Genomic DNA, 22926 nt, shown 5'->3' on the forward strand with positions numbered 1-22926 from the left:
AGGCCCTGGTGCGATTGTACGCACCAGATCAATATGAAAGTCATATCGGTGATCGCAACCAGAATGGGTCCGCGAGGGTGTCATAGAGCGCACATGATGACCACTGGCAGTGATGGTGCTGCTCCTTCAAAGTTTTTCTTAAGTGAAACTGTGTCGTTTCGGAGTACGTTACCGCTGTTCTATCTATCCAAGTTGATACGGTCAGTGGGCCGAAAGCGGCTGGCGAGCACCGCCAGAACCAGACACAAAGCAGCCATCAGCCACCAGGCAGGCGTGAGGTCGGCGAGGCTCTGCCTGATAATACCCGCAGCGAAAGGAAGTGATGCCGCAAGGACGTAGCCACCGCCCTGCACAAAATTAACGATCGCACCGGCTATCTCATCCTTGGTGCCATGGTCGAGAGCAGTGATGAGAGAAAGCGGAAACAATGCGCCTATGCCAAAGCCAGTGAGTATAGCGGCGGGCCATGCAAGAGCGACCGGCGCAAGACACAAACAGATTAGTCCGGCCAGCAGCGAGGCTAGTGCCGTCAACAGCATCCAGCGCCGATCTTTGATTTTGCTGACGAGCAAAGATACTGCAATTCCTGCTACCACTTCCGCTGCGGTCAGCAATCCTAGGATCGCCCCTGCTGCTTTGGCCGACCACCCCAACTGCGTGTAAAATGGTGGAAGCCATGCGAGAACCAGCGTGTAGGCGCCGGTGGCCAGTCCAAAGAAGACCAGGAGCGCCCAGGCGCGGAGACTCTTGTACGGGTTTCCTGGTGGCCTGGAAGATACTGATCCCACTCCTTCGCCAAGTCTCACCCACAATATAATCGCAATGATTGCGGGTATGGCCCATACACTCAGCGCGATTTGCCAGGAGCAAAGATCCGAGATCCATGGTGCCGCACTGCTGGCCACAAGTGCTCCACCCATAATAGCGGTTGAATAGATGCCCATCAGGCTTGCGGAGCGTTGTCGGCGCTGTGTTCTGATGACAATGGGCATGAGTGCCTGCACGATTGCGATTCCGATCCCACCGGCAATTGCCGTGATGAGGAGTTGCGCGGAACCCGGGGCGAACGCGCGCGCAATACTGGCAAGAAATATGAGAATAAGCCCCACAAGGATATCATTATGGTCAGTCAAAACTCTTCTGAGCCTTGTTGCGCCTAAAAGACATACACCCATCAGCACCACAGGCACTGTCGTCAAAAGGCTCGCTAAACTGTCATTGAGTCCGGTATTTTCCTGAATGACATCCATCAAAGGGCTGACAGATGCTAGTATAGGCCGGAGGTTCAGGCCGGCCAGAACGATACTGAGCGAGAATAAAAATGGGCGAACGGAATGCGACATGCCCTTATCCATCTCCTTGCAAATAGGGATTAGAGAATATATCTCTACGTAGAGATATTCAGTTCGTTTAGGTATAAAGTATCTCTACGTCAAGATAGGTGGGCGATGGATCGCGCAAAATTTGCGGCTACTCAATGGGCAAATGAATTGCCCGATCTCAAAACAGGACCAATGGTTCTGCTCGGGCGTCTGGGAGAGACAGCGTTGGTGATAACGCGAGACAGGGTGAATCCGCTCTTGGAAAAATTCGGGCTGCAGCCCGGAGAGTTCGATGTTCTTGCCACGCTAAGACGCAGTGGTGCACCCTATGCCCTAACGCCGACCGATCTTTACGAAGTGGCGATGATTTCGTCAGGAAGCATGACGAACAGATTGGATCGCCTGGAGAAAAGTGGCTTCATTGAGCGTCGTCCTAACCCAAATGATAAGCGCGGCTCAATTGTCGCGCTGACTGCGTCCGGAAGGAGGGTCATCGAAAGCGCTATACTCAGCCATGTCGATAATCTGGCCGCGATTGTTCAGGGCCTGAGCGACGACGAGCAGGCGGCACTCTCAACTTTGCTCGAAAAACTGCTCGCCTCACAGTTGAACCAGCCGTGACGATGACAGGGTTTTGTGAGAAAGGAAGCTGGCCTCTCGGTGCGGACCATGGGTGCATCCAAGAACCGTTCTGCCGTGCTATGGTTAGCGCGGGCTTGTTTGGAATGAACTCCTATCCAGACAGCGGAAGCGTTTCCAACGCGGCGTTAGAGGGGTGTGGTAAACTGTTCTGCTGAATGCGTATCGTTCGCAGGACACGCCTGTGTTCGGTTGTGGAAGACAGACGATCATCTTTATTTATCCCGAGCCTTTCAGCGTGAGCGGACGCTACCGCCTTAACTTTGCCCCACAGGGCAGGTTAGCGACAATGCATATAATCACTCTCGGTCTTTATGGAGCTGCAAAATGAAGCTGTCCTCGCTATCGCTCAAGCTGATACCGCTACTCGTGGCGTTTGATCCCACGCTGGTGATGGCAAATGATTTTCAAACCAAAGCGCAAGCAGCCTTTGCGCCTATTGTGCAAGAGTTTAATGTCCCAGGCCTGATTGTCGGTATAACACGAGATGGTGTCCATGAGTTTTATGCGACGGGATTGGCGTCGCGCGAACAACAAAGTCCCGTGACGCCTGATACACTTTTTGAACTGGGCTCCATCAGTAAGATCTTCACCGCCACCCTCGCAGCCTGGGCTGAACAACGCGGGGACCTCGATCTCAATGAAACAATGGCGCATCATCTTTGCGAGGACAAATGTACAATCGGCGATAAACTCACCCTGATGGACCTTGCGACCCATCATTCGGGCGGCCTGCCGCTGCAGGTACCCGAAAAGGTTGGGGACATAGCCGGCTTGGTCAACTGGCTGAAGGAGTGGCGGCCCTCCGATCCGGGTGCGCGGAGCTATTCGAATATCAGCATTGGAATGCTTGGCTATATTAGTGGCAAAGCCTTGGGTAGCGATTACAGGACCGCTGTGCAAACAATGCTGTTTCCGGCGCTCGGTCTGCGCAATAGCTGGATAGATATTCCCAGCGACAAAATAGAAACCTATGCCTTTGGTTATGATCGGAAGACCGATGCTCCCATCAGGGTCACGCCGGGCGTCCTCGACGCCGAGGCCTATGGTGTGAAATCGACCGCCCGTGACATGCTCAAACTTCTTGATATCGAATTGGGAACGGGTGCCGTCTCGCACGAGCTGCAGCAAGCTATCAACCGCACGCAGCAAGGCCAATACAAGACGGCTCTGTTCACGCAGGATATGATCTGGGAACAGTATCCGTGGCCAGTCGCCGTCAAACAGATGGTGGAGGGCAACGGGTATGATTTTATCTTGAAACCACAACCGGTTGAAAAGATCGACCCCACTCTTGCGCCTCAGAAGCAGGTTATTCTCAATAAAACCGGCTCAACCAACGGATTTGGTGGCTATGTCGCCATGATCCCAGGCGAACGTCTGGGAGTCGTGGTGCTCGCAAACAAGAATTATCCCAACGAAGCCCGCGTTACCGCCACATACGCACTGATCGAAAGCTTGCTCAAGCAGTAGTTTCGCCTGCGGAGTGAGCAGAAGCAAAGGCAGTAACATTTCGTCGCGCCAACCGTTACGCCGTAGTTGTGGCGCAAGATCAACACCGTGAAAGCGCCTTCAGCAAATCAGCTCCATCGCCCTATGGCAGCGGATTGATTTCAACGGCTGTGCTGGGAGGTAAGAGACATCTTCTCCCGCATGCTGTGGGTATCTTTGCATTCCGGATGGTGGTGAAGCGTAGCGTGCTGGAACGAGCCGGGATCCCGCTGATGGAGATCGGCCAGTTTGAAAAGCACAGACTGCAAGATGCACTGTCCAAACGGTTCAAAACATTACTGGGCAGAGTGACGGCGGGGGGCTAAGGCATAGCTGCCTTGCTCCATTCATCGTTTGACAATCAGGCCGGCCGGCAAATGCATGCAGCGGCTCAATGTCCTTGCGCAAAACAGAGCCGCCGGCTACGGCGACGACGGCCCCGTCTGGCCGATCACAACACTGTTCGGGCGGGTTTCAGCGACAGGCCAAGCCTTGCTTGTCAAATGGCAACAGATTGCCTAAAGCAAAGCAGCGTCCAGCGCCGCCGCATTCAATCCTGTCAGGATGATTGTTCAATGAATCTCGTCTTGCATCTGCCCTATCATGAAGCGTTGGCGCGTGAGCGCGCCCTGCTCGGCGAGACACCGCACGACCCTGAGCTCAAGTGGATGCTCTGGCAGACGCCACCCTGTATTGTCGTGCCGCGCAGCCATGCCAATTATCACAATTTCGAGCAGGCGATCGCAGCATCGGAAGCCAGAGGATGGCCGGTATTCCTGCGCGAAACGGGTGGCGGGGCCGTCGTGCAGGGGCCAGACGTCATCAACCTCTCAATGCGCTTTTCGGCCGATGCCACTGGCCATGATCGGATCGGATCAGCCTATCGCCTGTTGTGCCAGCCCTTGATAGCGATGCTTGCCACGCGCGGGATCACGGGTCACTACCAAGCGGTTTCAGGTTCGATGTGTGATGGAATCTATAACGTCGTGGTCGCGGATCGAAAGCTCGCCGGCACCGCGCAGCGCTGGAAGGCACTTGGGCGCGATCATCCCGGAGAATACGCAGTTCTTGCGCATTTTGCGATGTTCCTGAGCCTTGATCACGATATTGCAGCACAGGCTATCAACGCATTATATGCCGATATGGCCATGGAAAGTGGTGTCCAGGCGCCAACCCATATCAACTGGATCGAGATCGATCCGACAGCCCGCGCCGACGTCGTGGATTGGGTAGCCCATCAACTCAATGGCTAGTGTGTGCGGCTGAGAATCCGTCCATCCTGAGCAGTCCCATCAAGCAACAGCGTGATGAGAAGGGGATCACGCCTCTCCACACGCATGATCGTGCCGCGTGACGCCGGTGCGTTAGACCCTGTTCGAAAATGAGGTGGAGGCCTGGCAGGTTCCCTGCTGTCCCAGCACCGACAAGGCGAGGAGCTTGTCGACCGGCAAATTCAAATGCAGCGTAAGGCATTCAAAAGCTAAGCCCTTTAGACGACATAGATTTTGCTGCTCCCTCCGCATGTTCCATTGCAGGCAGGCCAGCGAGCAAAGGGAGCACGGGCTCTCCGGTATTTGTGGATAGGGCAGGCTAAGCCAGAGTGCGACGCTTGTGAAGGCTTGGGCGAAAGCAAGCGCTGCTGCAATGAAGCATCTTTGCCCGAAGAAGCCAACTGCAATAAAAAGGGATGATTATAAGTCACCAGAAGATCAGGTCCGCGTGAAGAAGCAATGCAGAATGCGAACAGCTGTGATCTGGCACATTCTTTGTGATCATCGGCGGGCAGCCTCACACAATCTCGTGGATTGCAGAAAGCAACCTGTCAATCTGCAGCGGACTATGCTCGGAAAAGACTGCCAGCCGCATTGTGGGGACATCAGGGGCATCCGAATAGCCATGGGCCGGCGTGATTTTCACCACGATGTCGCGCTTGTCGAGTTCCCGTCGCAGATGTTCGAGATCGACGGCCCGGCGCAGCGAGATGATGGGGACCGGACTATCATCGACAGCAAAACCAAGCCTTCTCAATCCGCCCCGAAGATGCAGCACATTGCGTTGAAGATTCGCGCGCATCTGCGGCTGCGCCTTCAACAGTCTCAGCGCGGTAATTGCCGCTGCAGCAGCAGCCGGCGGTGGCAGCGACGCCCCGCGCAGGATCATCGATTTCTGCCTGATCTTTTCCGCAAGCATGCAGGTCGCGGGAACGATCCCACCAAGCGAACCAAACGCCTTGCTCAAAGTTCCCGACAAATAATGTCCCTCCCGCTCCAGATTGGCATATTGCAATGATCCGCGACCACTTTGTCCCAGCACTCCAACCCCATGTGAATCATCGACACAGAGCAGGCAATTGTCATAGGGTGCCATCGCATCGGTGTAATCGGCAAGCGGCGCCAGTGCCCCCGTTGAGGGAAACACGCCGTCGGTGACAATCACCGCGCGTTGTCTTGCCGCCAGATGAAAGCCAAGCGCCTCACTGAGACTGTTGGAATCAAGATGCCGGAATTGATAAACCGGCTTACCAAGTCCGGCGATCGCATCCCGGCTGCTATAGTGGGTCGCCTGATCAACGAACACCACATCAAAGTCATCGCGCAGCCCCTGCAACAGGGCCATCGGGCTGACATAGCCGGATATCATCGGCACCACATCCTCTGTGGCAAACCAAGCGCATAATGCGGCGTTGAGTTCCGCATAAATGGGCATCAGCGCAAGCGTCCCCGGACCAAGCCCATACTGTCTTGTTGCGGCACAGGCCGCATCAATAACGTCTTTGTGGCCGTGCAGGCAAAAATAGCTCGTGCCACAAAAATAATCGACCGGGCGGCCATTAATCCGCATGCGCGCGGCCAGTGGTTCTTCCATGGTGATCGTGATAGCCATCAGCGCCAGTAACCTTAAGCTGCCTGTGCCGCCTGACGGCGCTGCAGGAACATCGGTCCCACGCGGATGCCCTCTCTGCCATTCTCGTCAACGGCGCCGAGTTCCAGAATCTCCTCTTCATAAAGAAGCCCGCGCATCCGGAAACGGCCCCCATCGACAGGCTCGCAGCTATGGGTGCAGAAATACTCGATCAGGCATTTCAGCTGGCCATGGCTATAGGTCAGGTAAGTGATGTTGAAATCCGGTCCGTATTCACCCAGATGGATGGCGATCTCTGGCGGTACCTGCTCGGCCGGGAGGCTGTCGACCCTCACCCAGTCCTGGTCCTTCCAGTTCAAGGAGTCGGCGCCGTTAAATGACAGGTTCATATGCGGATAGTCGGCGCCACGGCCATAAATGCGGCCGTCGATGACGAAGGCGTCATCAACTGTCGGACGGATCTGCAACGGTACGCCTTCGCCCATCAGATAGAGTTTGCCCGCCTTTTCCTTGACCTCCACGACCTCGCCGGTTTCCTGCTGGCGATACAGTCCGGGCAGCCGTGCGAACTGCTCGCTGGTAATCGCGGGTGGCAACGCGGCGCTTTGCGGGCGCTGACCCATTCTGCGTTCAAAGAGCGCGAGGCGCAGACCATCGCTTGCCAGACGGGATGCGATCTGATTGGCGAAATCCAGCGTTGCAAAGATCAGGACGCCAATCCCAGCCTGTGGCAGCAATGTCATTTGCGATGCATAGCCATAAACGGCCCCGCCATGGCCAACCGAAGTCCAGCCGTCCATGTCACCCACACCAAAGCACAGCCCGTAGCCGTTCAGGGTCTTGTCATGATTGCTCGGCCGCCGTCCGATCGGGTTCCACATCTCGCGCAAGGAGGCGGGACTGAGAAGTGGCTGGCCATCCGGTGTAAACCCGCCCCGCAACAGGCATTGGGCATAATGCGCCATATCGGTATTTGTCGAGAAAATATTGCCGGCCGGCGACCCGCCGAGGCTGAACACCGGGGCAGGGCTGTCGCCATCAAGCGTCCACATATGCGCCGGCGCCAGCCGTTCGCGAATGCCATCCGCCATGCCGGATGAGGTGTCGGACATCTCAAGCGGCTTGAGGATATTTTCCGCTATGTAGTCGGCGTAGGATTTTTTTGACACTTTCTCAATCACCAGACCGACAACCGCAATGCCGGCATTGGAATAATGCATGGTCCCGGCACTGGGATCCTGCTTGAGCGTTGACGTGGCAAGCTCGGTGACAGTATCCGCCAGCGGCGGCCGGTGGGCATCAAGATAATGCCCGCTTTTGGGTTCTCTCACGATGCCCGCCGTGTGGCTCATCAGCTTGCGCAGGCTGATATGGGAACCATAGGGCCCGCTTTCGCGTCCGATGAACGGATTGACCGGCTGAAATCCGGGAAGATATTCCGCCACATCGACATCCAGATCCACGAGACCTCTTTCTACCAACTGCATGATCGCCACCGCGGTGAAGGTCTTGGTGATCGAACCAATACGGAAACAGGTCTTGTCATTCATCTCGAAATGACGCGTGGAATGCTGAACATGCCCCTCCGCCAGCAAGCCATTCCGGTCGACAAGAGCGTAGGAAATCGAGGGGATGGCCTTGTCTTCGACTTCGTGGCGAATGAGGCTCTCAAAGAGTTCGATCGATAAATTGGAAAGCGTAGGCACAGTTATTCTCCCACTTTAGCTTGAGTGACGGGGGTCAAGAATGTCGCGCAACGTGTCGCCGACTAGGTTCCATGACAAAACGAACAGAAAGATCGCAGCGCCGGGAAAGGCCAGGGTGTACCAGTATTGAAACGGGTTGCCCGGCTGACCGACAATCCAGTTGCGTGAATAGGCAATGAACTGCCCCCAGTCGGCATAGCCTTCTTCTGTGCCCACGCCCAGAAAGCTCAGCGCCGAGGCGGACAGAACCATCGAACCGGTTGCCATGGTGGCAAGCACCAGGACCGGGAAAAAGGCATTGGGCAGAATATGCCGCAGGATCAGGCGCAGATCGCCGGCACCATAGCTGCGGGCCGCATGGATATAGTCCATTTCCCGAATTCGCAGGATTTCACTGCGAACCACCCGTGCATAGCCCATCCAGCCGAAAGTCGTCAGCGCAATGGTGATCGGGCCGATGCCCTTGCCAAGCAATGCCGTTAAGACCATCGCAGCAATCAGAAACGGTACCGCCATGAAGACATCGACGATCCGCATCAGGATTTCATCGATCTTGCCGCCGTAATAGGCTGCCAGGGCACCGATCAAGGTGCCGATAAAGACCGAGATGGCAACAACCCCGAGCCCGATCTTGAAAGCGGTGCGGGTGCCCCATATCACGGCATAATAGATGTCGTACTGACCCTCGGTGGTGCCAAATATCGCCTCAGGCGAGGGCGGTTGCGGGGTCGCAAGAAAGCCGGCACGCGGCGTGTCATAGGCCGACATCTGAAACTCCTGCGGCGGGGCCAGCCAGGGTGCGAAAAACGCGATCAGCACGAAGCCGATCAGGATCAAAACGCCGATCATCGAGACGGGATTGCGCAAAAGATAGGAAAGCAGTTTCATCGCGTCTTCACCCTCGGATCGAGCAATGGATAGATCAGGTCAACGACCAGGTTCATCAGCACAAGCACGATCGCAAAATACAGGCTGAAGCCGAGGATGGCCGGAAAATCCAGATTGGCGGCGGATTTGGCGGCAAACTGGCCGAGGCCGGCATAGTCGAAGATGGTCTCGGTAATCACCACGCCACCCATCATGGTTGCAAGCTCCATGCCGGCAATGGTGGTCACCGGCAGCAGTGCGTTGCGCCGCGCATGCCGCAACTCCACCACCCGCCGCGGCATCCCCTTGGCGCGCGCCGTGCGCACATAGTCCTGCCGCAGGGTTTCGAGCATCGATGTGCGCATCACCCGTGTCATGCTGGCGAGATTGACATAGGTCAGCGTGATCACCGGTGCGGCCAGGTGGCGAAGTGAATCCCCCAGAACCCGGAAATTGCCATTCAGCAGCGCATCGATCGTGTTGGCGCCGGTATACCGGGTGAATTCGGACGACATCACCGTGGCCTGCGCCCATTGACTGAGCCGTCCAGGCGGAAACCAGTCCAATGCCGAATAAAAGATCAGCAGCATCAACAGGCCAAACACGTAAACCGGGAACGACCAGCCGAGAATCGTGAAGATCCGGATGATGTGATCGGGCCATTTATTCAGATAGATACCGGCCCGCGAGCCAAGATAGATCGCCAAAAGAAAGCTTGGAATGAAGGCCAGAAGCACCAGTTCAAGCGTTGCCGGCAACAAGGAGGTTAAGGCATGGGCCACCGGCTGGCGCGCGGTCTCGGACCAGCCGAGATTGCCGGTGATGATATTGCCGATCCATTTGCCATACTGCACATGAAAGGGATCGTTGAGCCCATATTGTTCGATCATCCGGCGGATGCTCTCCTGCCCACCCTTGAGAAAGTCAGGTGAGGGTGCATAGGCCGCCAGCCGCTGGGTCGGCGACAAGGACATCTGCAACGCAAACAGCATGATCGAAAGGGCGAAAAGCACCACCGGGAGTGTTAAGAGCCGCCGCAACGCGTAATTGAGCACGCCATTACCTCTATCGCTTTATATGAAGGGGAAGCATCGGGCGCAGATCTCGCCCGATGCGCGTCAGGGGCTCAGTTCGCTTTGCTCACCGGATAGAAATCCCATGCGCCATAAAGGATCATGTTGTGGACATAGCCATCAATATTGGAGCGGGTGACGATATAGCCAAAATCCTCCCACAGAAATTGCGTGGTGGCATAGTCATGCGACATCGCCTGAAGCTTGGCATAGATCGGTTCACGCACCGCCGGATCCGAGGAAGCCCAGGCTTCATCGAGCAAAGGTTTGAACTGCTCGGTCATCAACTGGCGGTAGCCATCGCCAAGCATGCCGCCGACCAGTCCGGTCGGGGACAGGTAGTAGGTCGCAGCACCCAGAGGGCCGCCCGGATCCGAATAATCCGGTCCCCAGCCCATATAGGTGAGCGGTGAAGCCGGTTTGGCGCGATTGTTCAGCTTGTCGGAAATCGATGCCCAGGGCAGCGACTGGATTTTCATCTTGAATTTGGGATTGATCCGCTGCAATCCTTGTTGCAGCGCTGAAAGCGCCGCAGTGCCCTGCGGTGTCCCTTCCTGGACATAGGCGGTCAAGGTGAAGCCTGTCTCCCACAACTTGCCGTCAAAGGCCTTCTTGAAATGTTCCGCAGCCTTCTTCGGATCATAGCTGTAGATCGGAGAGTCCGCGCGATAGCCCATGATGCCCCGCACCGTCGGACCGCGCGACTGTACGGTCTTGTTCAAAAGGACCTGCTTGAGCAATGCATCGTAGTTCTGCGCATAGTTGAAGCCCTTGCGGACATCGATATCGGCAAAGAAATCTGGCGGAATGCCATTGCCATCGAGCTTTCCGCTGCCGATCGCCGGATTGTCGGTGTCCTCAAGCGGCCAGGCGAAATAAAGCCCGCGCCCAAACACCTTCGGCAATCCATCAACAACCTTGACACCATCGGACTTGCTCAACTCATCAAGAAACTCGACGGGTGCCGTGACAAAATCAGCATCGCCTGACAAAAGCTGCAGACGGCGGGTGGTCCATTCCGGCACCGTGCGCATCACCACGCGCTCCAGCTTGGCCGGACCCATGAAATAATTGTCAAACCGCTTGAGTGTTATCCGGCGATCGGTTCGGTCCCATTCCTCCAGCATGAAAGGGCCGGTACCGTTTTCCTGGGCAAATAGCGGATCGTCACCAAGTTCGGGCCGATAATATTTCTTCCAGCTGTCGCCATCACCATCCCAGCCGCCCACCGAGGCAACCCATTCCTTGTCAACGATCGAAGCACCAAAGGGCAGGGCGAGAACCCCAAGCGTCGCAGGAAAGGATTTTGGCAGCTTCAGCACGACATTGTCGCCTTCCACCGTGATCTGGGAGGCCAGCTGATCATAGACCTTGCGCAAGGCCTCCGGTCCGGCATCATTGATATTCTTGACGTTGGCTTCCGTCTCCACCCATTTGGTGATGTCCGGATATTTGCCCGCCGTCACCACTTCAGTGATCGCATTGGACATCCAGGACTGCCCCATCAGGATCGCCCGCAGCAGGGAATAGCGCACATCCTCAGGGGTGATCTGCCCGTAGCCGGGTTCAATCTTTGCCTTCTGATCCTCTGTCAGCCCATCATAGGCCTGCCAGCTGATCTTGCCGTCATCCCCTTTGATGCCGACCTTATGGGCATAGATGTCCTTGCGGATAGGAAAGCTATAGGTGATCGAGCCATCATCGCCGTTCTTGATCAACCCATTGTCAAGGCTTGGCACCGCGCTTGAAATCGCCGGCACAAATTCCGAGATTTCCGATCCATTGTAATTGAGCAACCGGCTATAGACATTCAACGCGCCGTAGGAGCTCGGCGTGTTGGCAATATAGGCGGGATCGAACGACTGCACGTCGTCGGTCCACAAAAACACAAAGGTTCCCGGATTTTTGGTCTGGGCAACAGCTGGCGCTGCCGCCAGGCCAAGGCCCCAGGAAAGGGCCAGTGCCAAAGCAAGTTTCATGGATAGTTCCCCTATTTCGATCTTCGATCTTGTTTTATTTTTTCTCAGGCTAGGAGCACACTTGCGCTGCTGTCCAATGCGTAGTTAGAATGAACTATGCAAAGAACGCATGAGGTTGCGATGGAGCTCGCCTGGCTCGAAGACTTCCTGGAAATTGTGGCAACGCGGAACTTCTCGACCGCTGCTGCGGCAAGGAATATTTCCCAACCGGCATTCAGTCGCCGCATCCGGTCATTGGAAAACTGGGTCGGCGCAGACCTTCTCGACCGCAGCACCTATCCGGTGCATCTCACCAGCGCCGGGAACATGTTCGTACCGCGATGCCAGGAACTCGTGCGTGACATGTATCGATTGCGCACCGATTGCCGCAATGTCGCCGGCGCTAGCTCGCAACTCTTGACGTTCACTGCGTTTCACACGCTGGCAATCTATTTCTTTCCCGACTGGATTTCGCGCTGCCAGGGCGCAGATACTCCGGTTCGCAGCAGCATGCATACCGCCGATTTCCTGGAATGCATCGAACATCTGTCATCAGGCAAATGCAATTTCGCGATCATCTATGATCATCCCGATGGCCCGCCGGTTCTCGAAGCCGGTCCATTTGAATCCCTGCAGATCGGCAAGGATCGCCTGATCCTCGTTTCAGGCGCCGATCCTGACGGCAAACCGCTTTTTGATCTTGACGTGCCGGAGGGGACGAAAATCCCCTATCTCTCCTATTCGTGGAACGACGGCTATCTCGGCAAGCTGATTTCGCTTATCCAGTCGCGCCGCCGCCATCCGCCCAATCTGAGCACCGTCTATCAATCCTCTCTCGCCGTCAGCCTCAAGGAAATGGCAATCGCCGGACACGGCATCGCCTGGCTGCCGCAGATCTGCGTCCAGAAGTCGATCAATCAGGGTCATTTGGTGCAGATTGGCGGCCAGCAAATGGCGCTGGAAATGGAGATCCGGATCTTCCGCCGCGCCGGCGCAAAAAACCGCGATGTCGAGGCATTCTGGAACCAGCTCGTCGACAATCAAAGCCATTTGCGCAGCGTCACCGATCCCGCTCTGCGACTGCGCTAGGGGATCAAGACACCGTCATGCGAAAACAGAGACGGTAATGCAAATTATGCATAACCTTTTTGCAGTCAATCTGACCGGGGGCTTTTCGCAGGCAATAGCCGGGCCGGTGCCATCAATGACGGCGCAATCTGCACTCACCCATCCCGGCTGCGTCGCTTGCGTGTTGACACCATCGTCGCAGCAAGGGTTAGATTGGCAAAACGCGAAAAATCGCAGGGGAACACAATTTGACCAGATCATCCAGCAGCAGTGCCACTCTGCCCGACACTGTCATTCTCTCGGTCGAGAACCTTGATGTCTGTTTTGCACCCGATGCGGCAAATCCGGTGCGGGCTGTCAAGAATGTCTCGCTGCAGATTAGCCACGGCGAAACACTGGCGCTGGTTGGCGAATCCGGTTCCGGCAAATCCGTGACCGCAATGACAATCATGCGGCTGACCGAATTTGATGGAGCCAGGATCACCGGTGGCCGGATCTTGATGCGCATGAAGGATCACTCGATCGTCGATCTCACAAAACTGTCGGACAAGCGTATCGAAGCCTTGCGTGGCTTTGAGCTGTCGATCGTCTTTCAGGACCCGATGTCCAGTCTCAATCCTGTTTTTACGGTCGCCGATCAGATCATGGAAGCGGTGATCCGGCATCAGAAGAAGACAGCGCGCGAGGCCAGACAGATTGCGCTCAATGTGCTCAAACTGGTGCGGGTGCCCGATGCGGAACGTCGGCTCGATCAATATCCGCACCAGCTTTCCGGCGGCATGCGCCAGCGTGTGATGATCGCGATGGCCCTGGCCTGCCGACCCTCGCTGATGATCCTCGACGAACCCACCACCGCCCTTGATGTCACCATCCAGGCCCAGATCCTCGACCTGGTTCGCGCGCTGCAACGCGAGATCGGCATGGCGGTTTTGTTCATTACCCACGACATGGGAGTGGTGGCCGAAATCGCCGACCGTGTCTGCGTGATGCTGAAGGGCGAGATCGTCGAGACGGGACCCGTCCATGATATCTTCAACAATCCCAAACATCGTTATACCCGCGCGCTGATTTCGGCAGTGCCGCGTCTGGGCAGCATGGCTGACAAGCAGGGGCCGGAAAAATTCCCTTTGCTTGTCTATGAGGAGGAACAAGCACTCACGGGGGCGGCGCAATGAACACGATCCAACATCTGGCACAGGCCAAAAAGCCGCTGATCGAAGTGCGGGAGCTCGTCACCCGCTTCGACCTGAAAGGCGGTCTGCTCGGCCGCACCACGGGCCGCGTTCACGCGGTCGAAAATGTTTCCTTCGATATTTTCCCCGGCGAAACATTGGCGCTGGTGGGAGAATCGGGTTGCGGCAAATCCACTGTCGCGCGCAGCATCATGCAGCTTGATCGACCGCAATCAGGGTCGATCCGCTATCAGGGAACCGAGCTGGTCGGCGCATCAAACAGAGATCTGCGACGATTTCGCCGTGAAGCACAGATGGTTTTTCAGGACCCTTTCTCCTCACTCAATCCGCGCATGACCATTGCCCAGGCATTGATCGACCCCATGCGCGTGCATCGGCTGGGCGGTTCCGCTGCGCTGCGGGCGCGCGCAGCTGATCTGCTGGCCAAGGTCAATCTTCCGAGCGAGTATCTTGAGCGCTATCCGCATGCCTTTTCCGGTGGTCAGCGCCAGCGGATCTGTATTGCCCGCGCTCTGGCGCTTGATCCCCGCCTGATGATCGCTGACGAAGCCGTGGCCTCGCTTGATGTGACAATTCAAGCCCAGGTCATCAATCTGTTGATGGACCTGCAGCAGGATATGGGGATCGCAATCCTGTTCATCAGTCACGACATGGCGGTCGTCGAGCGCATCGCCCATCGCGTCGCAGTGATGTATCTGGGCGAAATCGTCGAGATCGGCGATCGCCGCTCCGTCTTCGGCAATCCCCAGCATCCCTATACGCGCAAACTGCTTTCCACCGTGCCGGTGGCCGATCCAGCGCGGCGTTCGATCGCGCGCGAACCATTGTCCGATGAAATTCCCAGTGCGGTGCGATCGCCGGATTTCGTGCCTGTGGCCCTGCCGATCATCAAGGTCAGTCCAACCCATTATGTCCGCGCGACCCAGCCCGTTTGACAGCAGACAGCGGCCCGTCTCAGCAAAAGGCGGGTCTGTAAAGGGATCGGGTTGCGTCTGCGGTGCGGGGCTGCTGCAGGCTGCATTAAAGGGCTCCACCCCCACGGGCGCGAGTGGCGCCGTCAGATCTCGGGCGCGACCGGGACTTTGACCGGGCTTGAGAACACCCGATGCAACTGACCCCAGCCGGGATCATGCATATGCGAGGACAGGCCGGCTCTCATCACAAGCGCCCGGGCCTCACTTTCTCCAAAGTCCAGAGCCTCCTGCATATTGACGGTCAGCACCTTGCCGTCCCGCATCAAGATCTTGCCGTCAACAATCACCGTGTCCACATCGCTGCCAAGCACCTGGTGGATCAAGCGGTGGACCGGCATCCAGTTGGGGGTTAGATGTGGTTTACGCATATCGATGATCGCGATATCGGCTTTCTTGCCACTTTCAAGCGATCCAATCTCATGCTCCATGCCGATCGCGCGAGCCGCATCAATGGTGATCATCTCGAAGACCTTGCCGGGCGGCAGAATATAGCGATCATGATTGTGCAGGACATGCTGGGTCGCCTGCGCGATGCGGGCGATCTGCAACATGTCGAAATGACGGCTTGGCGCGGCACCGTCCGATGTGAGGGCAATCGACACGCCGCGCGCCATCATCTGCATGATTGGTGTCGAGCGGCCGGGTGGTGCGTGGGTCACATGCGTGCCTGTCTCAGCCAGAATGTCGATTTCTTCGTGTGAGATCCCCCAGCAGTGCTGCAGATGCACATCGGGGCCGAGCAAGGCATTTTCCTTATCCTGAAACGCCATTCGCACCTGACCGGCAAAGGCGTCGGAATGAATGCGTATTCCCCATTTGCGCGCCGTCTCGCGAATGCGGCGGGCCTGCATACGGTCCTGCGGCGTCAGACAAACGGCACAATCCGGTGTCGATGCGTTGGAGGGTTCCACCGAGGGCACAATGGTAAAAGGTGTCAAGAATACCTTGATCCGTCCATCGGCTGTCCCATTGAGTGTGTCAATCACGCTCTCCGCACCCGCAAGCATGTCTTCAAAATCCACCTCCCGACGCTGCGGTTGTCCGCTCTCCCACCGCGTTACCGATTGCGGCCAGGGCAGGCCTGCAGGACCAACGCAGATAATCTCGCGCAGCCCGAGCTCCGCATAGGCACGCGCATGATTGATGGCAAATTGCGGATCGTCGCTGCGCGGCATCGAACTGATGATGCTGGCCGCAGTCGTAACCCCGGCACAAAGTCGCTCAAGACCGGAGACCAGGCCGTCCGCATACCAGTAGTCGCGGGTGACATAATGATAGTAAGTCGGCGTAACAATCTTCATCCACAGCGCATTGGTATCGGCGCCAATGCTGCGGATCAAGGCATGACCCGCATGGCCATGCGCATCTATGAGGCCGGGAATGATCAGCTTGCCGGTACAGTCGATGATCTGCTTGCTTGAATGGCGGGCCGCAATATCCGCTGCCCTGCCGATCTCGACGATCCGGTCGCCGTCTATCGCCAGTCCCCCATCCTCAATAATCCGGCGATCGGCGTCGACGGTGACGATCGTCCCATGAAGCAGCAGCAGGCCTTGCATCGCATCCCCCTCTTGTTAGGTTCGACCCGGTCGGAACTGCCAGGCTGAACATTTCCCTCTGTTGATGTTTTCATTCATAATTGCCAACAATATCGTTGACAATACACAAGCAGCTTATGATAGTGCGACAAAATCCGATGCAACGGATCGATCGTCATTCATGAAGGGAAGAGCATGACGCGTTTCAACAGGTTTCTCATCGCCGCACTCAGCGCCGTGGCAATTGCAGCCCCGCTTGCGGTCTCCTCGGCCGATGCTGCAACCTTGCGCTGGGGAAGCAGGGCCGATATCTATTCTCTCGATCCAGACTCCGTCCCTTCGACCTCGAACCTTGCATTTCTCAACCATATCTATGAGGGACTGATCCGCTACGGTCCCAATTTCGAGATCGAGCCGGCATTGGCTGTCGAATGGAAACTGATCGACAACAAATTCTGGCGGTTCAGCCTGCGCAAGGGCGTGAAGTTCCACAATGGCGCCGATTTCACCGCCGATGATGTGGTCGCATCGATGAACCGTGTCGCCGACCCGACCTCGCCGTTGCGTGGCAATATTCCGCTTTATGTCGGCGTCAAGAAAGTCGATGATTTCACGGTGGATATCGAGGTTTCAGCGCCAACCGCGCTCTTCCTCAATGATATGACCAATATCTTCATGTTCAATGCGCAGTGGCTCACCGACAACAAGGCAGAAAAGCCAACCGATATCGCCTCGAAGACCGAGAATTACGCCACCCACAACACCAATGGCACCGGCCCGTTCAAGCTCGACAGCCGCGTTCCCGATGCCAAGACGGTGCTGGTAGCCAACGAGCAATGGTGGGATGAAAAGAAGCACAATCTCGACCGGATTGAATATGTGCCGATTTCGTCCGCCGCCACCCGCGTTGCTGCATTGCTGTCAGGGGAAATCGATCTGGTCGATTCTGCGCCGGTTCAGGATCTGCCGCGGCTCGAATCCTCCCCCGGCATCAAGGTCAGCAAACGCACAGAACTGCGCACCGTCTTCATTGGTTTCAATGGCAAGGAAAAGCTGGAGGACGGACGTCCCAACCCGTTTCTGGACGCGCGCGTGCGTCAGGCGGTCGAAGCAAGCATCGACCGCGATCTCATCAACAAGAAGATCATGCGCGGTCTGGCACGTCCGTCCGGCTCGCTGATTGCACCAGAAATCGCCGGCTATGCCGAGGCACTGGATGTCTACCAGCCGGCGGATCCAAAACGCGCGCAGAAATTGCTCGAGGAGGCCAACCAGAAGGGTCTGGCTTTCACCTATCTCTGCATGAATGACGAAAGCATCAATGAAGAGGACATTTGTTCGGGCATTGCAAATATGCTCAAGCGCGCCGGTTTCGAACCCACCATCGACATGGGGCCGCGCGCCGTGCAGCAGCCAAAGCGCACCAATGGCAAGGCCGACATGTTCAATCTGAGCTGGGCCAATGAGCCAACGCTTGATGCCTATTCCCTGCTCTCGCAGGTGCTGTCCACCCGCAGTGGCTCCACCGGTGTCTCCAACTATGGCGGCTGGTCCTATCCGGAACTCGATGATCTGGTCAAAAAGGCAGCCGAAGAGCCTGACACTGCAAAGCGGCTGGCACTGGAAGAACAGGCACTCAAGATTGCCAAGGATCAGGCAATCCTGATCCCGTTGCATCAGCAACCCATCGCCTGGGGCATGCTTGAAAAGGTTGAAGCTGTGGATTTCCGTGCCGATAACAAGCCGCGCCATTGGCATACGAAGATGGCCGAATAATCCCCCCGACTGCGTCACCGGAAAGAGCGCCTCACCGCGGTGAGGCGCTCTTTGCACATCAAGCGCCAGGATCAGTCCGATGCACACCCCATCGCTTCCGCTCTCCGCAGCCGCACAATTGCCGCTGGGGCGGCGACCGAAAGGCAAAACCCTGTTGACCGCCGAATGGCTGCTTGGCTGGCGCAACGGCGGCCATTGTCTGCTGCATAACGGCGAAATCGTCTTTGAACACAATCAGATCCTCTATGTCGGTCCGGCTTTTGCAGGCGAAGTGGCCCGCCGCATCGACTTTGGCAAGGCATTGATCAGCCCCGGACTGATCGATCTCGATGCCCTTTCCGATCTTGATACCTATCTCCTGGTGCAGGACAACCAGCCCGGCTGGGCGAAAGGCCGGGTCTGGCCACGCTCCTATCTAGAGCGTGGCCCCTATGAAATGTATTCCGACGAGGAGCTGGCCTTTCAAAAACGTTTCAGCTTCGGTCTTCTCCTGCTGAACGGGATTACCAGCGCCGCGCCTGTCGCCTCGCTCTATTATCGCAAATGGGCGGAAACGGTCACCGAATTCGAAGCGGCGGCAGCGGCCGCCGGCGAACTGGGATTGCGGGTGTTCCTCAGTCCTGCCTATCGCTCCGGCGGCATGGTTCTGGAAGCACCCGGGCGGATCGAACCGGTATTTGATGAGGCGCGCGGCCTTGACGGCCTGCGCGACGCCATCGGCTTTATCGAGCGCAATCACGGCGGTTTCGACGGCTTGATCAATGGCCTGCTGACGCCCGACCGGATCGAAACCTGCACGCTGCCCTTGCTTGAACGCACCATGGCGGCGGCTGCGGATCTGGACTGCCGGGTGCGGATCCATATGGCGCAGGGCCAGCTTGAGCGTGACACCATGCAGCGGCTTCACAAGATGTCGGCGCCGCAATGGCTCGCCAAACATCACCTGTTGAGCGAGCGGCTTTACGCCCCCCATGCCACGCATGCCTCATCTTGCGATCTCGACCTCTATGCCGAGCATGGCGTTTCAATTGCCCATTCACCGCTGGTCTCCGCCCGGATGGGCAGCATGCTCCATTCCTTCGCCGCCTGCCGCGCGCGCGGCATCAATATCGGCATGGCAACCGACACCGCACCCCCCGACATGCTGATGAACCTGCTTGTTGGCCTGATCGCCTGCCGGATCGGGGAAAAGGCGTCGGATGCCGCCTTCTCCCGAGATCTGTTTGATGCTGCTACGCTGGGCGGTGCTCAGGCGCTGGGGCGCACGGATATTGGGCGGCTCAAGACCGGCGCAAAAGCCGACATAGCGGTGTTTCGCCTCGATGATATTTTCATGACCCCCAGCGTCGACCCGATCACCACACTCCTCACCGGCGGTTCGGGCAAGGTAACCGAGGCGGTTTTCGTCGACGGCCGCCTCTCAATGCTCTCGGGTGCAGTCGCCGGTATCGATATGCGTGCGGCAAGGATCAGGGCACAGCAGCAATATGAAGGGCTGATCCGCAAATATTCCGATCGCAGCTGGCAACACCCCCCGCTCGAAGACATCTTCCAATCCAGCTATCCTCTCTGGGAGGTCTGATCAGGGAAAATGCGCGCTGGCATTTTTGTCGACATGTATCGCGCGCAAACATGCAAATATTGTCAACAATCACGTTGACAACTTTTTGCTAATAGACTTATGTTGCCCTTGGTCCACAAGCAAAGCCACAAAGGCAGGATCATCAGTGAGGGAGGAAATCACATTCAATGCAAGCCGTGCATGCGGCACGCAGCAGTTACGTCGCCGCACCCATCATGGTGTGGAGATGCAGGAAGAACAGATCCCCGCAAAGGGGGCGCAAATTTCCAGAAGCGGAGCAATCAATGTTGAACAGACCGGGCCTCGCGGCCGTCGTGCTGGCGAGCCTGACATTGTCAGGTCATGCCGAAACACTCAAATGGGGGGCGTCGCGCGATATCTATTCGCTAGATCCCTATTCCTATGGGGATAGTTACACACTTTCCTTTCTCAATCATGTCTATGAAGGCCTTGTCCGCTACGACGCCGATCTGAAGATCGAGCCAGCGCTCGCTGAATCCTTTGAAAACATCTCCGACACCACCTGGCGCTTTCATCTGCGCAAGGGCGTCACTTTCCACGATGGTGCCGAATTCACTGCCGATGATGTGATCGCTTCGCTCAAGCGGGTCAGTGATCCGGTCTCACCCTTGCGCGGTAACCTGCCCGCCTATAAATCGGCGAGCAAGGTCGATGATCATACCGTTGATATCCAATTGAGCGGTCCTTATCCGCTGCTTCTTAACGACCTGACCAATATCCATATCTTTGACGCCGGTTGGCTGAAGACCAACAATTCAGAAAAGCCCACCGATGTCGGTGCCAAGATCGAGGGCTATGCCACTTATAACACCAATGGCACCGGACCCTTCAAGCTTGAAAGCCGTGTGCCCGATTCAAAAACCGTACTGGTCAAGAACCCGGCCTGGTGGGACCAGTCGCAATCCAATATTGACCGGATAGAATTCACCCCGATCACCTCTGCCGCAACGCGGGTGGCGGCTCTGCTTTCCGGCGAAATCAATTTCACGGAAAACGCGCCGTCCCAGGACCTGCCGCGTCTACAGGCACAGCCTGAACTCAGCGTGCTCGAGCGCACCGATCTTCGCACGGTCATGGTTGGCTTCAATCGCAAGCCCGCGCTTGCTGACGGTTCCCCAAACAAGTTCAATGATCTGCGCGTCAGACAGGCTTTCGCGCATGCGCTTGATCGCGATCTTATCCAGAAGCGGATCATGCGCGGCAAGTCGCGCACAGCCGGTGCGGTGATCGCCCCGGAAATCCCCGGTTATACCCCACAACTCGACACCACGCTCGCCTATGATCCCGAGCTCTCGAAAAAGCTCCTTGCCGATGCGGGCGCGCAGGACTTCCCCTTCACGCTGGTCTGCACCACCGACGCCTATGTCAACGAGGAGGAACTGTGCCAGGGCATGGTCAATATGTTGAGCCGTGGCGGTTTCAAACCGCAGCTCGACATTGCGCCGACCGCAGCGCAGGCACCCAAGCGGACCGGCGGCAAGGCAGATGTCTATCTGATCGGTTGGGCAACCGAGCCGATGCTCGACAGCTATTCGATCCTGCTGCAGATGATCGCGACCAAATCAGCCAATGCCGGTGTCTTCAACTGGGGTGGCTGGAGCTATCCGGAGATTGACAAGCTGATCAATGAAGCATCCACCGACATGGATCGCGAAAACCGGCTGTCAGTCCAAACGAAGGCGCTTGAAATGGCGAAGGACGAGATTGTGATGCTGCCGCTGCACCAGCAGCCAATGGCATGGGTCATGTCGAAGAAGATCGACAAGATCGTGCAATTGCCAGACAACAAGCCGCGTCACTGGCTGACGCATTTTGCCCCATAATCCACTTGTGATGCGCCGGGGGGCATGCCCCCGGCGCGCCCCGCTGTTACCGAGGGAATTTTATGCTGGTTTTTATCATTAAGCGCCTGGCAAACGCTGTCATGGTGATGTTGGCCGTCGCCTTGCTCGCCTTCCTGATCTTCCGGCTGGCCGGCGACCCGGTCGAAATGATGGCCAATGAGCAGATGACGCAAGCAGACCGCGATAATCTGCGTGAGCGCCTGGGCCTTAACGATGGCCTGATGACCCAATATGGCCGCTTTGTGGTCAATGCAGCCCAGGGCAATTTCGGTATATCCTACCGCAACGGCCAGGATGTGCTCAGCCTGATCGCCGAGCGCTTTCCAGCGACACTGGAACTGGTGTTCGTGGCAACGCTGATCTCCTTGCTGCTCGGATTGCCACTGGGGGTTCTCACCGCCATCAAACGCGGAAAATGGTATACGGAGGGTCTGCAGTTTCTGTCGATTGTCGGGGTCTCCTTGCCAAGCTTCGTGGTCGGCATCCTGCTTATCCTGGTGTTCTCAGTCTCGCTTGGCTGGTTTCCAGCCTTCGGGCGCGGGGATGTCGTTCAGCTCGGTGGATGGTCCACCGGTCTTCTCACCCCATCGGGCCGCTTGGCGATCCTCTTGCCCGCCATCGCGCTCTCGCTTTATCAGGTCACGCTGGTCATGCGTCTCGTGCGCGCGGAAATGCTCGAGGTGCTACGATCCGACTATGTCAAATTCGCGCGTGCCCGCGGGATCCCGCGCTGGCGGATTTATTTCAGCCATGCCCTGCGCAACTGCCTGATGCCGGTTGTCACGATGACCGCGATGAATATCGGTTCGCTGATTGCCTTCGCGCTGATCACCGAAACAGTCTTCCAATGGCCGGGCATGGGCATGTTGTTCATCCAGGCCGTCACATTTCTCGATATTCCGGTGATGGCGGCCTATCTGTGCATCATTTCCTTCATTTTCGTCGTGCTCAACACCCTGGTTGATGTTGCCTATGCAGTCATCGATCCGCGCTTGCGCACCGCTCGCTGATC

General features: G+C 56.9%; 17 protein-coding genes. 10 read left to right on the forward strand and 7 right to left on the reverse strand.

Annotation, left to right across the window (positions count from 1 at the left end):
- Positions 1 to 179: 179 nt before the first annotated feature.
- Entirely contained in the window at positions 180 to 1343 is a 1164-nt protein-coding gene (locus tag RT142_RS09925; protein WP_007880893.1) for an MFS transporter, read from the reverse strand.
- Between the two features lie 105 nt (positions 1344 to 1448).
- On the opposite strand from RT142_RS09925, the gene RT142_RS09930 reads away from it, so the two are divergent.
- The 3 genes from RT142_RS09930 to RT142_RS09940 all read left to right on the forward strand — a co-directional run bounded on the left by RT142_RS09930 (position 1449) and on the right by RT142_RS09940 (position 4705).
- A complete protein-coding gene (locus RT142_RS09930; RefSeq protein ID WP_064322857.1) occupies positions 1449 to 1943 on the forward strand; it encodes a MarR family winged helix-turn-helix transcriptional regulator in 495 nt (164 codons plus the stop codon).
- Between the two features lie 345 nt (positions 1944 to 2288).
- Positions 2289 to 3434: a class C beta-lactamase gene (gene ampC / locus RT142_RS09935; RefSeq protein ID WP_171380340.1), complete on the forward strand. Its 1146-nt coding sequence runs from the start codon at positions 2289 to 2291 to the stop codon at positions 3432 to 3434.
- A gap of 593 nt (positions 3435 to 4027) precedes the next feature.
- The gene (locus RT142_RS09940; RefSeq protein ID WP_171380339.1) at positions 4028 to 4705 is read left to right on the forward strand and encodes a lipoyl protein ligase domain-containing protein; all 678 of its coding nucleotides are present in this window, start codon (positions 4028 to 4030) and stop codon (positions 4703 to 4705) included.
- Positions 4706 to 5240: 535 nt separating this feature from the next.
- On the opposite strand, the gene RT142_RS09945 is transcribed toward RT142_RS09940, so the two are convergent.
- The 5 genes from RT142_RS09945 to RT142_RS09965 all read right to left on the reverse strand — a co-directional run bounded on the left by RT142_RS09945 (position 5241) and on the right by RT142_RS09965 (position 11939).
- Positions 5241 to 6335, reverse strand: a complete 1095-nt coding sequence (locus tag RT142_RS09945) for an aminotransferase class I/II-fold pyridoxal phosphate-dependent enzyme (RefSeq protein WP_171380338.1) — start codon at positions 6333 to 6335, stop codon at positions 5241 to 5243.
- 14 nt (positions 6336 to 6349) lie between these two features.
- Positions 6350 to 8020 (reverse strand): serine hydrolase domain-containing protein, encoded by a 1671-nt coding sequence (locus tag RT142_RS09950; protein WP_171380337.1) that lies wholly within the window; start codon positions 8018 to 8020, stop codon positions 6350 to 6352.
- Between the two features lie 15 nt (positions 8021 to 8035).
- Positions 8036 to 8908, reverse strand: a complete 873-nt coding sequence (locus RT142_RS09955; protein WP_171380336.1) for an ABC transporter permease — start codon at positions 8906 to 8908, stop codon at positions 8036 to 8038.
- Positions 8905 to 9942, reverse strand: a complete 1038-nt coding sequence (locus RT142_RS09960; RefSeq protein WP_235972534.1) for an ABC transporter permease — start codon at positions 9940 to 9942, stop codon at positions 8905 to 8907. Before RT142_RS09960 ends, RT142_RS09955 begins: the two co-directional genes overlap by 4 nt.
- Positions 9943 to 10013: 71 nt before the next feature.
- Positions 10014 to 11939 (reverse strand): ABC transporter substrate-binding protein, encoded by a 1926-nt coding sequence (locus tag RT142_RS09965; RefSeq protein WP_171380335.1) that lies wholly within the window; start codon positions 11937 to 11939, stop codon positions 10014 to 10016.
- Positions 11940 to 12035: 96 nt separating this feature from the next.
- Between RT142_RS09965 and RT142_RS09970 the strand changes: the two genes are divergently transcribed.
- The 3 genes from RT142_RS09970 (at position 12036) to RT142_RS09980 (ending at position 15114) form a co-directional block, all read left to right on the forward strand.
- The gene (locus tag RT142_RS09970; RefSeq protein ID WP_171380334.1) at positions 12036 to 13007 is read left to right on the forward strand and encodes a LysR substrate-binding domain-containing protein; all 972 of its coding nucleotides are present in this window, start codon (positions 12036 to 12038) and stop codon (positions 13005 to 13007) included.
- Positions 13008 to 13234: 227 nt separating this feature from the next.
- Entirely contained in the window at positions 13235 to 14161 is a 927-nt protein-coding gene (locus tag RT142_RS09975) for an ABC transporter ATP-binding protein (protein WP_007880871.1), read from the forward strand.
- Positions 14158 to 15114, forward strand: a complete 957-nt coding sequence (locus RT142_RS09980; RefSeq protein WP_007880862.1) for an ABC transporter ATP-binding protein — start codon at positions 14158 to 14160, stop codon at positions 15112 to 15114. Before RT142_RS09975 ends, RT142_RS09980 begins: the two co-directional genes overlap by 4 nt.
- A gap of 122 nt (positions 15115 to 15236) precedes the next feature.
- On the opposite strand, the gene RT142_RS09985 is transcribed toward RT142_RS09980, so the two are convergent.
- Positions 15237 to 16712 carry an amidohydrolase family protein gene (locus RT142_RS09985; RefSeq protein ID WP_171380333.1) on the reverse strand — a complete coding sequence of 492 codons (1476 nt, stop codon included), beginning with the start codon at positions 16710 to 16712 and terminating at the stop codon, positions 15237 to 15239.
- Between the two features lie 174 nt (positions 16713 to 16886).
- Here RT142_RS09985 and RT142_RS09990 point away from each other — a divergent pair, with 174 nt between their 5' ends.
- From RT142_RS09990 to RT142_RS10005, 4 genes are all read left to right on the forward strand, one after another.
- The gene (locus tag RT142_RS09990) at positions 16887 to 18467 is read left to right on the forward strand and encodes an ABC transporter substrate-binding protein (protein WP_007880859.1); all 1581 of its coding nucleotides are present in this window, start codon (positions 16887 to 16889) and stop codon (positions 18465 to 18467) included.
- Positions 18468 to 18546: 79 nt separating this feature from the next.
- Positions 18547 to 20049, forward strand: a complete 1503-nt coding sequence (locus RT142_RS09995; RefSeq protein WP_171380332.1) for an amidohydrolase family protein — start codon at positions 18547 to 18549, stop codon at positions 20047 to 20049.
- A 284-nt stretch (positions 20050 to 20333) separates the two neighbouring features.
- The gene (locus RT142_RS10000; protein WP_171380331.1) at positions 20334 to 21893 is read left to right on the forward strand and encodes an ABC transporter substrate-binding protein; all 1560 of its coding nucleotides are present in this window, start codon (positions 20334 to 20336) and stop codon (positions 21891 to 21893) included.
- 62 nt (positions 21894 to 21955) lie between these two features.
- Entirely contained in the window at positions 21956 to 22924 is a 969-nt protein-coding gene (locus RT142_RS10005; protein ID WP_007880856.1) for an ABC transporter permease, read from the forward strand.
- Positions 22925 to 22926: the final 2 nt, after the last annotated feature.

The sequence above is a fragment of the Brucella sp. genome, assembly GCF_032066345.1.
In the GTDB taxonomy this organism is placed as follows: Bacteria; Pseudomonadota; Alphaproteobacteria; order Rhizobiales; family Rhizobiaceae; genus Brucella; species Brucella pseudogrignonensis.